Below are 16,345 nucleotides of genomic sequence, written 5' to 3'. Positions count from 1 at the left end.
CTATCATATTCGTAAAAGAACATAATTTCAATGCTATAAAAAAAGAATTAATAATAAAAAAATTCCAAATGAAGCTATTAAATTAGCATTATATGAAAATCAAATAGCAATTGTTCATTTTAGCCAATTTCCACCAATAATTTCTCTAGTTTTGTCCTTCTTTATGGCTTACATTTCCATAATAAAAAGCCTTGATCTAGCAAGGCTTTTTATTATGATGTTTATCCTTCTAACAATAAGTCATATGGATCTTCAAGCATTTGTTTTATTCGAACTAAGAATTGTACTGCTTCTTTTCCATCCACGATACGATGATCATAGGATAGTGCAATATACATCATTGGACGAACTTCAATGGAATCATCCGGCATAGCAATTGGACGTTTCACAATGTTATGCATTCCTAAAATACCAACCTGTGGTGCATTTAAAATTGGTGTAGACATCATAGAGCCAAATGTACCGCCGTTGGTAATAGTAAATGATCCACCTTGTAAATCTTTCAAGGCTAATTTATTATCACGTGCTTTTTTACCTAAATCAACGATATCTTGCTCAATTCCTGCAAAGTCTTTGCGATCTGCATCACGAACAACTGGTACAACTAGTCCCTCATCTGTTGAAACAGCAATACCAATATCATAAAATTTCTTTATAACTAATTCATTGCCCTGAATTTCCGCGTTAAGAAGCGGGAATTCTTTCAGTGCTCCGACAACAGCTTTTGTGAAGAAGGACATAAATCCAAGTTTAACACCGTTCTTAGCTAGGAATTTATCTTTTCTTTGTTTACGTAGTTCCATCACGGACGTCATATCTACTTCGTTAAATGTCGTTAACATTGCTGTGTTTTGTTGTACTTCTACAAGGTTTTTAGCAATTGTTTGACGGCGGCGAGTCATTTTAACCCGTTCTACCGGCTTATCAAACTCTGTTTTCTCTGACTTTGCGGCTTCTTTTTTCGCCGGCTTAGATGGCGCAACATCTTGTTTAGGTGCATTATTATATGCTTCTACATCTTCCGGACGAACTCTGCCCAGAGGGTCACGAGTTTGTACCTTGCTTAAATCAATACCTAATTCACGAGCACGCTTTCTTGCTGCTGGTGAAGCAATGACATCCCCACTATTCTGTTTAGGAGCTGCATCTTGTTTGCTTTCCCCTGCAGCTTCTTTTGCTGGCACCTCTTTTGGTTCTTCTGTTTCTTTTTCACTTGATGCTTCTTCTTTCTTAGCTTCACCACTAGAAGCAGCCCCAGCTTCTCCGTTTTCATCCAATTTACCGATGGTGTCACCTACTGAAACATCGTCACCTTCATTACTTGTAATTTCCGTAATAACCCCTGAAAATTCTGCGTTTACTTCTACATTAACCTTATCTGTCTCTAACTCTACAATGGCATCGCCTTTCTCTACTTTATCTCCTTCTTTAACAAGCCATTCTGCTATTGTTCCTTCTGTGATGGATTCCGCTAATTCAGGTATCTTAATTTCTTGCACTTTATTTTCCTCCTTCAAATTCGTTCAATGCTTGGTCAATGATATATTTATGCGCCGTTTTATGCACTGTAGGTATTCCTCCCGCAGGTGCTGCACGCTTCGGTCTGCTAATAACATGTAATTCTTGACCTTCCTCAAGAAGCTCTCTTAAATAAGGATCCACAAAATCCCACGCCCCCATATTCTTTGGCTCTTCTTGAACCCACACAATTTCTTTTAAATGAGGTAATTTCTTTATTTCTTCTTTAATTGCTTTTTGCGGGAATGGATAGATTTGTTCCACGCGGATGGCACGGATCCAATCACAGGTTTCTTCCTTCTCTTCCATTCTTCCTTCAATATCAACCATAATTTTTCCGCTTCCTAATAACAGACGCGTTGCTTTCTTCGAATCTGTATCAAAGTATGGTTGATCACGCAGGGTTTTAAAGCCGCCGCTCGTAAATTCTTCTGCGCTTGAAGCCATCTTATGGTCTCGAATTAAACTACTCTTAGGTGTCATCAAGATTAATGGTCGAGCTTCTGGACGAGAACGCATTGCTGCTTGACGGCGAAGTAGATGGAATAACTGAGCGGAAGAAGTTACATTTGCGACAATCCAGTTATTTTCCGCAGCCATTTGCAAATAACGTTCCAAACGTGCACTTGAATGCTCTGGACCTTGCCCTTCATAGCCATGAGGCAGCAATAATACCATATTTGATTTTTCATTCCATTTAGCCCTTGCAGAAGCGATAAATTGATCAATAATCACTTGACCGGCATTCGCAAAATCCCCAAATTGCGCTTCCCAGATTACTAGAGTACTTGGCGAATAAACACTATAACCATATTCAAACCCTAATACAGCCGCTTCCGATAATGGACTATTGCGAACATCAAAGGATGCTTTTACATCAGATAATCCATGCATTGGACTATATTTTTCACCTGTATTTACATCATGTAAAACGATATGGCGATGAGCAAAAGTTCCACGTTCTGTATCTTGACCAGTTAAACGAATTGGAGTTCCATCTTTTAAAATAGATGCAAATGCTAGTGCTTCCCCCGTGCCCCAGTCAGCTTTATTTCCTTCTTCGAGTGCATCTTTTCTGCGTCTTAAAATTCGTTCTGTTTTCTTAAAGCCTTCAAAACCTTCCGGACGTTCTAAAAGCTCTGCATTGATTTTCTTTAAAGTATCTAAGTCTACTGCTGTTTCGAACTGATCTAATCTATTAGAAAGTACTTCTGGCATTGATTTTGGCTGCGGCTCGCCAATTTCACTCTCTGTCATCCCTTTATATATATCGGATAATTTCTTTTCAACCGCATTTTTAATCTCTTCAAATTCACCAGGTTCGATTAAATTTCTTTCTTCCATTGCGCGTGCAAATAGCGTTGCTACCGATGGATGATTATCAATTTCATTATATAGCTGAGGCTGTGTCGTTCTCGGTTCATCCATTTCGTTATGACCGTAACGACGATAACCTACTAAATCAATTAGAAAGTCTTTATGGAATTTTTTACGATACTCACAAGCTATCTTAATCGCTGAAATACAGGAAATAGGATCATCCGCACTCACACGAACAACAGGGATTTCAAACCCTTTCGCTAAGTCGCTGGCATAACGTGTTGAACGGCCATCCACACGATCCGTCGTATAACCGAGCTGGTTATTTGCAATGATATGCACCGTTCCTCCTGTTGTATATCCCGGTAGACCGCTTAAATTAAGTGTTTCAGCTACTACACCTTCTCCAATGAAAGCGGCATCTCCATGGATTACCAACGGCATTGCTTTATTAATATCTCTTGTTGGGTAACCGCTTATATCACGTTCGTCTTGTGCAGCCCGGGCAAATCCTTCTACGACAGGGTTTACAAATTCAAGATGGGATGGGTTATGAGCAAGTGTAATTTTGGTATTCACTTTACTGCCATGAATGATTTCTTTTTCCGCACCAAAATGATACTTTACATCGCCTGTCCAACCATAGTTAATTGCTCTAGACCCTTCTGAAGGCATTAACTCTTTATCTCTTGTATAGTTAAATTCTGAAAAAATCTTATCATATGGTTTCTGCAATACATTTGCCAGTACAGATAAACGGCCCCGATGCGCCATCCCCATCATGACATGTTCGATACTATCTTCGTTTGCATATTTTACGAGATGGTCAATCATTGGAATCATAGATTCTAGACCTTCAATAGAAAAACGTTTTTGACCAACAAATGTTTTATGAAGAAATTTCTCAAAACCTTCTACTTCAGCCAAACGCTTAAGAATTCCTTTTCTTTCTTCTTGATCCGGATCAAATCTTGCATTTCCTTCTTCTATTAAATCAAATAGCCAGGTCCGTTCTTCATCATTATTTACATGATCATATTCAAATGTGATTGTCCCTGTATAATATTTCTTTAACAGGTTGACAACATCTAAACCTGTCTCTACCCCGTCTTTTTCGCGTTCCCATATCCAAGATGCTGGAATCTTTTTCAAATCATCTTCTGTTAAATTATAATATTCTAAATCTAACATTTTAGATGGAGCACTCTTGTACCCGCCAACTGTATAAATATCAGCTCCCGTGTGGCCGTAACGACGAATAGCCTCAACAAGTTTGATTGCTGAGGTCAGTTTAGTCATATCAAAGTTTTTTGATACGTCCGAAGCTGATTGACCGGCACTAGGTCCGCTAACTTGTTCAGCTGCTAGCCAAGTAGGTTCTCCATGTGTATCAAATAATAATCTTATAGAAGATTCAACTTGTTCAGGATCTTCTTTGTACAACTCATATTGTTGTTCCAAATACCCCGCATTTGGTCCGTGAAACTGCCCCCAAAATTTTTCTGCAGATTCTTCATTTCCTGGCACGACTGATACCCCCATTGAATTAACTAATCCGTTCATGAAAACGGTTCAAATACTTTTTAATAATATTGATTTCTCTACACCAACTAATATACATGATTTTTAAGGCGGTTACAAGGAATCGAAACAGATTTATTGAGGAATTCGACAATTTCCAACAAACAAAAAGAATGAATCATAACTCATTTTTCCATCGCTTTGTTTTATGAATTTTCAGTTAGTATAAATTAATTCCCTCTTTCGCTGTCTCCCCTTCTGAATAGATGATTTTTTAAGATAGAATTTTTACAGAAGATAACCATTCGAAAAAATAAATAAATATTGGAATAGTTCACAACATGGCTTTTTTCCGTTATAATAAGGACAAACTATTATTAAACCTTCATTCTGTCAGGGATTTATTTTTCTGCGGATGAAAAATGACATTTAAAAATACAGGAACCATCCGTACATAAAAGGAGGAATCATTCATGAAACTAGCATTGATATTAGGTGTTGCTGTTACATTTATCGTTTCTTGTTTTGCATCTGGTTATGAAGCAAAACCAGGAGTACCAAAAGAAGATCAGCGCACATAATAATCCATTTACAGAACCCCAAAAAAGCATTCTGTAATTCGAAAAACTGCTTTAAAAGTTAGCATGTATATGAAGCAATTCGTACCATTTAAAAAAGATGCCTCCTTTATTCAGGAGACATCTTTTTTTAGTGTAAACCAGGAAAACCCTGCTGCCTTAACGCTTCGTAAATAATGATTGATGCGGTGTTCGATAGGTTTAACGAGCGCACTTGATCATTCATATGAATTCGTAAACATTTATCTTCTTTGCCAACAAGTAATTCACGAGGAATCCCTGAAGATTCTTTCCCAAATACAAAAAACTGGTCTGTGTTCACAGACGAAAAATCAAAATCTGTATAATATTTCGTCCCAAAATTTTCTATATAGTAAAAGCTTCCCTCTGGATAGGTTTGATACAGCTCTTCTATAGAATGATATTCTCTTACATCTACATGTTCCCAATAATCGAGACCTGCTCGACGCACCATTTTACTATCCGTTGAAAAACCTAGCGGATGAATAAGATGTAAGGTCGTTCCAGTCGCTAAACATGTTCTGCCAATATTACCCGTATTTGCTGGGATTTCTGGTTCAAATAATACAACATGTAAACTCAACGTTCATTCTCCTTCAGTAATAAATTCCAAGAGTCTTTTTGAAGACACACTATAAATCCAAATATTTATTATACACTAACTTACCTCTATACGAAAAAACTTATATCTTATTTCCGGCGTCCAAGCCGCAGAATCTTCGTATGTCCAGTAGCGATTACGACTATTGTCGGTATGTGCATTGACAAGTGGCATATTATTTGCGTCCTTTCTAACTACGATAGTTGTATGATTCCATAAATCATCCCCATCAAAATCATAGCAGATTACATCACCAGGATTTAATTCTTCTGGCGATTCTACTTCGATTCCTCTTAATCCGCGCTCAGATCCGCTTAAGTACCACCGTAATGAATGCGCTACAGACCAGCTAAAGCTCCATGAATTATTGCTATACCACCAGCCTCGTTCTCTGACCGGTTCACCCCACATCGGACTGCCACCTGCTCGCAGACATTGGGAAATATAATTTGTACAATCATCTTCAAACCGTCGATATGCCGGATTAAAACTATTCCACCACCGCTCTGCGTATCGCACAGCTTCGAGTCGATTGTACTCTATTTCACGATCACTGTCTGGAAGGTTAGCTTGCTTCAATACAGAGAGCTGATTCGTAATTTCCTCTCCCTGAAATTTTTCAATATGTTGATGCCTTCCTTTCCCTTCCGAATCCCAAGTCCATTTATAAGGGATAATTTGCTCTTCCGTGTAAAAAAGATCTTGTTGTTTTATCAGGTATGTGAAGTGCATGGCGTAGTCTATCCTTCGAGATATATCATACGATTGCTTTCCCAGAACAATCCCCTGTCCTTTTACCTTCACAATTTGCGCTTCTCTTTGCTTGCACAGCTTCTTTTTCCTATGCCACCAATCCTGACCGCCGTTCTTCTCTTGAAAAAATCGGTGCCAATAATCTTTGATATCGCCCATAAAAATCGCCCCCTACTCAGTCTATGCATGCAGGGAGCAACTTAAGTCATCGAATCTGATTGTTTTCTTTCATTGGCTGCCTTGTTTTGCGCGCATAGCAGACAATGCATTTTCCATTTCGTATAGAACTTGTTCATTGTCTTCCTTTTCCAACATGGCAGAAATTGCCTCTTTCGCTGTATCTGTTCCAATTTTCCCCAAAGACCAAGCTGCTGTACCGCGAATAACCGGCCGGGGATCATGTTTCATCATGTTAATTAAATCTTCTTCCGCAGATTGTTCTTTATAATGGCCTAACGCTAAAATGACATTACGCTGAATCGGCTTTTTCCCTCTCCAAGAGCCAGACATATGGCCAAATTTTTCTTTAAACTCTCGGTTTGACAAATGGAGCATCGGTCTAAGTTTTGGTTTTACTAATTCCGGATTTGGCTCTAGTTCTTGATGAAAATGGGAATCCTTCCCTTTATTCCAAGGACAAACTTGCTGGCAAGTATCACATCCATATAACCGATTCCCTATCTTGTTGCGAAACTCCTCTGGTAAAAAATCTTTGGTTTGTGTCAAAAATGCAATACAGCGTTGTGCATTTAACTGGCCGCCTTGGACAATAGCGCCAGTTGGACAAGCATCTAAGCAAATAGTACAATCCCCACACCCATCTTCTATTGGCGTATCAGGAATAAATGGAATATTGGTCAGCATTTCACCTAAATAAACAAAGGAGCCAAATTCCTTTGTAATGATTGAAGTATTCTTTCCGCTAAAACCAACACCAGCACGTTCAGCAACAGCTCGATCGCTTAATTCTCCTGTATCTACCATCGATTTTATGATGGCATTAGGAACCCTTTCTTTAATATAGGCCCCTAACTTATCCAGACGTTCTCGTAAAGCAACGTGATAGTCAATCCCCCAAGAGGCGCGTGCAAAAATGCCACGTCTGTCTCCTTTTGTCCCTCTTGGCGTTTTTTCCATTCTTGAAGGGTAGGCGACGGCAATGGAAATGATAGACTGTGCTTCTGGCAATAGTCTTTGAGGCTCCGTCCTTTCCTCGATACTTCCTTTTTCAAAACCAGACTGATACTTTAACTCTTGCTGACGTCTTAATCGCTCTTTCATTTCTGTAAAAATATCTGCTGTTGTAAAACCAATTTTATCAATACCAATCGTTTTTGCATATGCTTTGATGTCTTCTTGAAGCTGCGCTACTTTCGTCATACCGCCTATTCCTCCCTTCTGTTTCCTACAATCTATCTTTCTCCATCATAAATTTTGCTGTGCGCATTCGATTGAATACAGCTGCAATCTCATTTTTTCTTGGTCTCGCTAAGTCTCCCGGATGCTTTCCATTATTTTTAGTTAGGATTGCCAGCCCTTGATCCATTTTTTCATCGATATGCTGCAGCAATTCATCAAAGGAAGAAAACTGCCTTCCTTCTTCCCGGTATAGATACTGAATAATTTCCGCAATCATTCTTGTTTGTGACGGATCTACCAGCTGTTCGGTATCAGCAAAGGAAATAGGTTCTTTTCCAAATAAAATTTGAAATTGTCCTTTTGCCTGGATTTTAAATCTTCTATCTGCCTGTTTTGGAAAGGTAGAAGACAGCAGCTGCCGTTTCCTGAAATTTGTAAAATCTACAGGCTCTACGTCAATTTTTGCAATTGGATCTGCCTTTATAATTTCTTTTGCTTTTTCCGTCACATTCTTCGGAATATATTCCTCCATAAGTAGTACGTTATCTGCTACATCAAAATAATCGCCAGAACCGCCCGTTACTAAAATAACAGATTTATTTGTTTCGTCCACAAGCTGACGGATTCGATGAATAAATGGTGTTATTGGTTCCTTCTTATGATCAATAAGCTTTTGCATGCGGCTATCACGAATCATAAAATTCGTCGCACTGGTATCTTCATCAATTAGGAGTGTTTCGGCCCCTACCTCTAATGCTTCCATTACATTGGCTGCCTGTGATGTACTTCCGCTTGCGTTAGCCGTTGAAAAACAAGTCGTATCTTTTCCATGAGGAAGGTTAGAAATAAAAGGAGAGATATTTACCGACGAAATTCCTCTTCCATCTTCTGCCCGAATCTTGACCGCGCTCGGGTCTGTACAGATAAATTCACGTCCATCCCCTGCACAATGCGGATAAACACCTCTCTCAATAGCTTGAAGGAGTGTGCTTTTGCCATGATAGCCACCCCCGGTAATCAAAGTGACACCTTGCTTAATGGCCATTCCTTTTAAAGTCTTGCCATGCGGTAATTTTAATTCTACCTCATCTTCTGGCGGGCTTTGAAAAGCTACTGCGTCATGAGCCGGTAAATCACTCACGCCACTTTTTCTTGGTAAAATCGAACCATTCGCAATAAAACTCACCCAATTATTTTCCTTCATGGCTTTCCATATTGCTTCTTGCTGATCTGCCAACTGAATAGATTGCTGAATTTGTTCATCTAAAATATGAAAAACCGAATTCTCTAATAACGCCGGAATTGCTTGATTAAATAATTTCATTGCTTCTTTTCCATTAATGGATCGGCCGTTAGCGGGTAAACCAACCGATAGGCAAATGGTTATTTCTTGTTCTGAAATACTTACAGCTGTACGTTCTAATATTTCCTGTCCTGGTCCGTCAAAAGCAATCATGCCGCTTTTTCCAGAACCTTTAATAGAAAATCGGCTCTTTTTTACTTCTTTATTAATAACTCTTGCAAAAGCATCTTCTGCTGCAGTACGTCGAGCTTTTGTTTCTAACCATGCAGGTTCAATCGTGCGTTCTTCCTTTGGAATGACTGCCCTTATTTTTGATGGACTTGCAAATGGATCTCCTTGTACGTAGTCTACATGCAGTATATAACGCGGATACGTATAACTTCCTGCAATTTGCTTATATGCTTTGTAACTTTTCCGATCGATTTGTAATAAACTATTTTTAAGTTTATTCATTTTTCCCCTCCATTCTGCTGATTTAAATGGCATTTATAAAAATTATCCCAAAAGCTCTTGAAAACGATACATGGATCTTACAATCTAACATAAACATTCTTAAGAGCAAGTAATTGGAATCCTATCATCTTACAATTTAAAGTGGTGTTATTTATTCTACATATATAGATTACTATGTAAAACGGAGGATAAACAATTAATTTAACAAACAAAATAAAAAACGCAACACTTCGTAGACTAAGTACGAAACACTGCGTTATCACATATGTATGGAGCGGGTGAAGGGAATCGAACCCTCGTCATCAGCTTGGAAGGCTGAGGTTTTACCATTAAACTACACCCGCATCATTTAAGTTTTTCAACCACAAAAGATATTATAGCAGTCGTTTCGATAAAAATCAACAATAAATTTTATTTTTTCACAATAGATTATGTTTTATCAATTAGTATTAACGAGGAACGGAAACCTGCATCCAATACAGAATCTTAAATTCTAGTTTAACGGCGGATTATTGCGTTAACTATTTACAATCGTTTGGTCGCGTAATAAACTATTATTATGCTTTATGAGAGGAGAATTTCAAAATGTCAGTATATTCAACCATTCTCACCCAATCTGAGTTTGTGGATAAGGACAGTTTAAGCTACCCATTTGAGGAAAGAGGATTACAATTTGGTGACGGGATTTATGAGGTTATTCGTATTTACAATGGCGAATATTATCTCTTAACAGAGCATGTCGATCGTTTATTCCGCTCTGCAGAAGCCATTAAGATTAACATTCCTTATAATAAAGAAACAATGATTGACTTACTGCACCAATTAATAAAAAAAAATAATATGACGAACGACGGGAAAGTTTACATGCAAATTACTCGCGGCTCTGCTCCACGTGATCATATTTTTCCGCAGGACGTAACCCCTAATATCTATGCATATATTCAAGACCTTCCACGAAATGAGAAAACATTGGAAAACGGTGTTAAGACAATTTCACATCGTGATAGTCGCTGGGAAAATTGTTACATCAAAAGTTTGAATCTTTTGCCAAACGTATTAGCAAAACAAACCGCTAAAGAGAACAGCTGCTACGAAGCAATCTTGCATCGTGATGGTGTTGTCACAGAATGCAGCTCTTCCAATATTTATTTAGTAAAAGACGGAAAAGTTTATACACATCCAACCACAAATAAGATCTTACACGGATGTGTACGAATGGCAATTGAGCGTTTCTTAAAGGAAGAAAATATTCCACTTATCGAAGAAGCATTTCATTTGGAAGATATCAAGCATGCAGATGAATTATTTTTATCGAGCAGCACATCTGAAATCACACCTGTCATTCAAGTTGATCATGTTGTGGTTAGTAATGGTGAGCCAGGAAGCATCACGCGGACACTTCAAAAAGCATATGAACAAGACGCTAAAATTACCAAGAAGTTAATGGAAAGTATATAGTCAGAAACAGCTGTCTCTTTTAGGGATGGCTGTTTTAATGAAACGAACCCAACCTTTAACCCAACTCATCTTTTGAACAGATATTTTGTTTATTGATTCGTTATTCGAAATAGTTTAAACTAAAAGAAAAGGAAATTAAATTTATTCTTTTGAAAACGAGGGGGAATAGGATGCCTACAGTTAAAAGAGCAATTACCGCAACCGATTTTCAGAATATTAATGTTATTAGTGAGCCGCAATTTATTTCGGAAAACCAATACAGTTATGTCGTTACATCCGTGAACGAGGAAAAAGAATACGAATCGCAAATTTACATACACGATACTACTAAAAATACACATAAACAATGGACATCGGGAGCACACCGAAATCATACTTTTCGTGTATCTTCACGTCAGGAAAAGGCATTCTTTCTCTCCAATCGGAGTGGTGCTTCGCAAATTTGGCTGACAGAACTGGACGGTGGTGAAGCAAAACAAATCACTACTTTTCCAAACGGCGTCTTCTCCCCTGTCTGGTCAGAAGATGGGAATTCTATCTTTTTCTGTTCCTACCTTGAAAAAGATGATGATATTTCTACATTAAAAGAATTAAGCAAAGAAGAAAAACAAGCAAGGCAAAAAGAAGCACAAACGGAACCGCTTGTTGTGAATCGCTTGCAATACAAATCAGACGCAAGAGGTTTTCACGATAATTCTAGAGTACAAATTATCCGGTACGATTTAGCGGCGAATACATTTCATCAGCTCACGACGATGCAAGCTGACCACTACCTAGTAGATCTTTCTCCTGACAACAAGTATCTTATCTTTGCTGCTAATCTTGAGGAAGATGAGGATTCCTCATTAGTTTCTGATTTATATTTACTTGAATTGCACTCAAGGGAAATAACAAAACTAACAGATAGTAAGGGAAGTTATCATACAGCAGCTTTTTCTAGAGACAGTAAAAAAATCATCGCTTATGGACACGAATTTGAATACGCTGGAGCAACTTTAACAAAGCTCTTCCTTTTTGACATAGATAGCAAAGAGAGAAAGCTCCTATCTAAAAATTGGCATATACAGCCTGGTGATATGATGGTTGGCGATATGCGTCTTGGCAGCTCGGAAACCGGCCCAGTTTGGTCTAAAGACAACGAATCCATTTACTTTATCGGCTCAGATTACGGAGCTACTGCATTATACGAAACAGATTTAGAAGGAAATCTAAAGACACGATATAGCGCTAATAACCATGTATTCGGGTTCTCTTATCACCCAGATTCGGGAAGCTTTATTATAGGCATTAGCGACCCAACAGATCCTTGTAACTTTTATAAGCTGTCACCAGGGGAGGATTTAAAACAATTATCAAATGTTAATAAAACATTTATAAATGAAGTTTCTTTAAGCAAGCCGGAAGAAGTTACTTTTACTTCGAGCGATGGATTGGAAATACAAGGTTGGCTGCTTCGTCCTTATGGGTTCCAGGAAGGGAAAAAATATCCATTTGTTTTAGAAATTCATGGTGGCCCGCATGCAATGTACGGGCAGACTTTCTTCCATGAGCTCCAGCTGCTTGCAGCCAAAGGATATGTTGTGCTGTATACGAATCCTCGCGGTAGTCATGGTTATGGACAGGATTTTGTAAACGGTGTCCGGGAAAATTACGGTCACGGTGATTACAATGACCTTATGGAAGCCGTAGACTATTGCTTGGAACAGTATTCCTTTATTGATAAACATCGATTAGGTGTAACTGGTGGGAGCTACGGTGGATTTATGACGAACTGGATTGTCGGTCACACAAACCGTTTCAAAGCAGCTGTTACACAAAGATCCATTTGTAATTGGTTAAGCTTCTATGGCGTAAGTGATATCGGCTTCTTCTTTACCAAATGGGAGCACGGTGTGAATTTATTGGAGGACCCAACCATACTTTGGAATATATCTCCCCTTAAATATGCGAAAAACGTGGAAACACCACTGCTCATCTTGCACGGTGAAAAAGACTATCGCTGCCCGATTGAACAGGGAGAGCAACTATTTATTACATTGAAACATTTAAATAAGGAAGTAGAATTTATCCGCTTCCCAAATGCAAATCACGAATTAAGCCGGAGCGGGAATCCGACATTACGAGTGGCTCGACTAGAAAATATCTGCAGCTGGTTTGAAAAGTATTTATAAAATAAAGATACTTCATAAGAAAAAAGAGAGGTTGACATTATTTGTCGCCTCTCTTTTTTCTATGAAGTAGCATTGCCAACCTTATCCAATGTCTTTAAATAGTCTTGTAAAGATTGAATATCTGCATGCTCCAGATGCTGATACCGCCATACAAGTTTTGCCGTTTCGATACAGGTGAAATAAGGGATATTCAACTGAATACATAATTCCCGAAGCTGAAATCCAAACCGTTCTTTATCTCTCCCAACGCTGGGAACATTAATTACATAGTTTGGCGGTTCTTGTATAAACAGCTTTTTAAGAGTGGCAATTTGACGACCTACAGCTAATGAAGAAATTTGATTATTCTGTAGATAAGTACTTGTTCCTTCTGTAGCAATAATATCTGCCTTTTCTGCAATTTGGCGCATGAACGGTAGACTATCTTCCTTTTGTTTATCGCTTATCGATACAAACCATTTTTTAGTACTATTTAGCGTATGCGAGGCAGGTATGATGGCTTTTCGAATCGCTTTTTCTAAAGTCATATCCATACCAATAGCCTCACCAGTCGATTTCATCTCAGGTCCTAAAATATGATCGACACCTTTTAATTTATTCTTAGAAAAAACAGGAGCTTTTACTGTATAATAATCCGGCTCCTTATAAGCGGCAAATTGATTCATGAATTCCTGCAAGGATTCTCCTAATTGCGCATTTACCGCTAAAGCAACCATTGGTATTCCTGTTACCTTGCTGATTACGGGCACTGTACGAGAAGATCTGGGATTTACTTCTAAAACATATACTTTTCCTTGATAAACAACAAACTGAATATTCATCATGCCAATAATCGGCAGCTCTTTAGCAATCCTTTTAGAGATTTGATAGATTTGCATCTTTTGTTGTTCCGTCAAGGTTATCGCCGGAAATACGCTTGTACTGTCTCCCGAATGAACTCCTGCCTTTTCAATATGTTCAAAGATTCCTGGCATAATTACAATTTCCCCGTCACTCACGACATCAACTTCACATTCCAATCCTGGCATATAAGAATCCACCAGCAATGGCCAGCACCTGTCATAAGTATCTGCTTGCACCCTTTCGACGTTGCTGATTAATTCCTCTTTATTGTAGCAAACAAACATCGATTGCCCGCCAATGACATAAGATGGGCGAATTAAAACAGGGTAGCCCAGCTGATGAACAGCCTCTTTCGCTTGTTCAACATCATGCACTATTTCACCATGGATATGCGCGATATTTAATTGCTCTAAAAAAGCATAAAATTGTTCTCGATCTTCCATTTTATCCATATTTTCAGGAGTCGTGCCTAAAACAGAAATGCCCGCTTCTTGTAATTGTTTGGTTAAATTAATAGCTGTTTGCCCGCCAAATTGAATTAAGACACCTTGAATATTCTCTTTCTCTATTACATTCCATACATCCTCAAAAGCTAATGGTTCAAAATAAAGACGGTCTGCCACCGTATAATCTGTGCTTACAGTTTCTGGATTATTATTAATCATAACCGCTTCATAGCCAGCTTTTTGTAAAGCTTGCACAGCATGAACTGAGCAATAGTCAAATTCAATTCCTTGACCAATACGAATAGGTCCGGAACCGACAACAAGCACTTTTTTCGTATGAGTAACTGGATGTACTTGATTATCGCCCAACCAAGTAGAATAAAAGTATGTTGAATTTTCACCTGTCGTTTCTGGGCAAGTATCCACATAACGATAATGAGGAGCGAGTTCATGCTTTTTATAAAATTGACGAAGTGTACTTCGACGTATGTTAAAAAGTTTCGTTATGAGTGTATCGCTGATATTATACTCTTTTACCTGTAAAATCTTTGCTTTCGTTACATCTTCCCAGTCCATACCGGCAAGTTCTTTCTCCAGTTTTATAATAGCGGCAATGCGCTCCAAGAAATAGGGTTGGATGAACGTTAATTCAAACAGCTTCGCAATAGAAAAATGCCGACGAAGAGCCTCTGCAATGGCAAAAAGACGTAAATCATTTGGCTGCTCCAGCAACCCAATTAGTTCTTCGTCTGTTTTTTGGGCAAATGCCGGCCAATGCAAGGATTGCACATTCAATTCCATCGAGCGCACAGCTTTATTTAATGCTCCTTCGAATGTTTTGTCTAAAGACATCACCTCTCCCGTCGCTTTCATTTGAGTACCGAGTGTGCGGTCGGCTTCTGAAAACTTATCAAATGGAAAACGAGGAATTTTGACAACCGTATAATCCAGTTCTGGCGTAAAGTGAAAATAGGTTGCTCCGCTGACAGGGTCTACTAATTCATCCAAATGATAGCCGACTGCACATTTCGCTGCTACTCTCGCAATCGGGTAACCTGTTGCTTTAGAGGCTAATGCGGAGGAACGACTGACACGAGGATTTACCTCAATGATACAATATTCATCCGTTTCAGGGTGCAACGCAAATTGAATATTACAGCCCCCCACTACTTCTAGAGCGCCGATAATTTTAATCGATGCATCACGTAAGAGCTTACTCTGATTGGCTGTTAATGTCTGGGTTGGCGCAACTACAATAGAATCGCCAGTATGCACGCCAACAGGATCGACATTCTCCATATCACAAACAATTTGACAACTGCCTGTTTCATCGCGCATAATTTCATATTCAATCTCTTTCCATCCTTTAATACTGCGTTCGACCAGTACTTGGTGGATGGGACTCAAATGAAGTCCTTTTGCTAATAACTCACAGAATTCTTGTTGATTATTGGCAAACCCGCCACCTTCCCCACCCAATGTATAAGCAGGACGGAGAATGACCGGATAACCAATTTCCTCAACGAAAGTCAGACCGTCCTCTAGATTCGTCACAATTTGCGATTCAGAGATAGGTTCCTCGATAGATATCATTAAATCTCTAAATCTCTCTCTGTCTTCGCCTTTTTGAATGGAGGCAATCGAGGTTCCAAGCAATTCCACATCGTACTTCTTGAGAATCCCTTTATTATGAAGCTCTAAGGATAGATTTAATCCTGTTTGCCCGCCCAAGGTTCCTATTAAACCATCCGGATTTTCCTTTGCGATGATTTTTTCAACCACCTCAACCTCGAGCGGTTCTAAATAGACTTGGTCTGCGATGGCCTCATCTGTCATAATAGTCGCAGGGTTATTATTAATAAGAACCACTTCCAGCCCCTCTTCTTTTAAAGCAAGACAAGCTTGCGTCCCAGCATAATCAAACTCTGCTGCCTGGCCAATAACAATTGGTCCCGATCCTAAAACAAGCACTTTCTTTATCCCTGGATGTAAAGGCATAT

9 protein-coding genes and 1 tRNA gene are annotated in these 16,345 nt (G+C 38.8%); 2 read left to right on the top strand and 8 right to left on the bottom strand.

Annotated elements, in window-relative coordinates; genetic code table 11:
* Positions 1 to 221: 221 nt before the first annotated feature.
* From odhB to KI343_RS00790, 7 genes are all read right to left on the bottom strand, one after another.
* Positions 222 to 1,499 (bottom strand): 2-oxoglutarate dehydrogenase complex dihydrolipoyllysine-residue succinyltransferase, encoded by a 1,278-nt coding sequence (gene odhB / locus KI343_RS00820; RefSeq protein WP_212924530.1) that lies wholly within the window; start codon positions 1,497 to 1,499, stop codon positions 222 to 224.
* Between the two features lies 1 nt (position 1,500).
* Positions 1,501 to 4,365: a 2-oxoglutarate dehydrogenase E1 component gene (locus KI343_RS00815; RefSeq protein ID WP_212924529.1), complete on the bottom strand. Its 2,865-nt coding sequence runs from the start codon at positions 4,363 to 4,365 to the stop codon at positions 1,501 to 1,503.
* 702 nt (positions 4,366 to 5,067) lie between these two features.
* Complete coding sequence (locus KI343_RS00810; protein WP_212924528.1) at positions 5,068 to 5,541, bottom strand: tRNA (cytidine(34)-2'-O)-methyltransferase; 474 nt, start codon at positions 5,539 to 5,541, stop codon at positions 5,068 to 5,070.
* Positions 5,542 to 5,616: 75 nt separating this feature from the next.
* A complete protein-coding gene (locus KI343_RS00805) occupies positions 5,617 to 6,471 on the bottom strand; it encodes an amidase domain-containing protein (RefSeq protein ID WP_212924527.1) in 855 nt (284 codons plus the stop codon).
* Between the two features lie 69 nt (positions 6,472 to 6,540).
* Entirely contained in the window at positions 6,541 to 7,692 is a 1,152-nt protein-coding gene (gene queG / locus KI343_RS00800) for a tRNA epoxyqueuosine(34) reductase QueG (RefSeq protein WP_212924526.1), read from the bottom strand.
* Between the two features lie 25 nt (positions 7,693 to 7,717).
* Positions 7,718 to 9,427, bottom strand: a complete 1,710-nt coding sequence (locus tag KI343_RS00795) for an ABC-ATPase domain-containing protein (protein WP_212924525.1) — start codon at positions 9,425 to 9,427, stop codon at positions 7,718 to 7,720.
* A gap of 270 nt (positions 9,428 to 9,697) precedes the next feature.
* Positions 9,698 to 9,771 (bottom strand) — tRNA-Gly (locus KI343_RS00790).
* A 241-nt stretch (positions 9,772 to 10,012) separates the two neighbouring features.
* Here KI343_RS00790 and dat point away from each other — a divergent pair.
* Positions 10,013 to 10,885: a D-amino-acid transaminase gene (gene dat / locus KI343_RS00785; protein ID WP_212924524.1), complete on the top strand. Its 873-nt coding sequence runs from the start codon at positions 10,013 to 10,015 to the stop codon at positions 10,883 to 10,885.
* A 170-nt stretch (positions 10,886 to 11,055) separates the two neighbouring features.
* Positions 11,056 to 13,056: a S9 family peptidase gene (locus KI343_RS00780; protein WP_212924523.1), complete on the top strand. Its 2,001-nt coding sequence runs from the start codon at positions 11,056 to 11,058 to the stop codon at positions 13,054 to 13,056.
* A gap of 59 nt (positions 13,057 to 13,115) precedes the next feature.
* On the opposite strand, the gene carB is transcribed toward KI343_RS00780, so the two are convergent.
* Entirely contained in the window at positions 13,116 to 16,343 is a 3,228-nt protein-coding gene (carB, locus tag KI343_RS00775; RefSeq protein ID WP_212924522.1) for a carbamoyl-phosphate synthase (glutamine-hydrolyzing) large subunit, read from the bottom strand.
* Positions 16,344 to 16,345 lie beyond the last annotated feature (2 nt).

Origin of the sequence: Oceanobacillus sp. J11TS1 (assembly GCF_018333215.1) — a bacterium.
Taxonomy (GTDB): Bacteria; Bacillota; Bacilli; order Bacillales; family Amphibacillaceae; genus Oceanobacillus.
The sequence above is the reverse complement of the archived record's forward strand: the minus strand, read 5'-3'. Positions and strand labels throughout refer to the sequence as shown.

Coding starts and splice junctions, on each gene's coding strand:
- KI343_RS00780 (WP_212924523.1), top strand. CDS start 11,056: ATGCCTACAGTTAAAAGAGCAATTACCGCAACCGATTTTCAGAATATT.
- carB (WP_212924522.1), bottom strand. CDS start 16,343: ATGCCTTTACATCCAGGGATAAAGAAAGTGCTTGTTTTAGGATCGGGA.
- KI343_RS00795 (WP_212924525.1), bottom strand. CDS start 9,427: ATGAATAAACTTAAAAATAGTTTATTACAAATCGATCGGAAAAGTTAC.
- dat (WP_212924524.1), top strand. CDS start 10,013: ATGTCAGTATATTCAACCATTCTCACCCAATCTGAGTTTGTGGATAAG.
- KI343_RS00805 (WP_212924527.1), bottom strand. CDS start 6,471: ATGGGCGATATCAAAGATTATTGGCACCGATTTTTTCAAGAGAAGAAC.
- queG (WP_212924526.1), bottom strand. CDS start 7,692: ATGACGAAAGTAGCGCAGCTTCAAGAAGACATCAAAGCATATGCAAAA.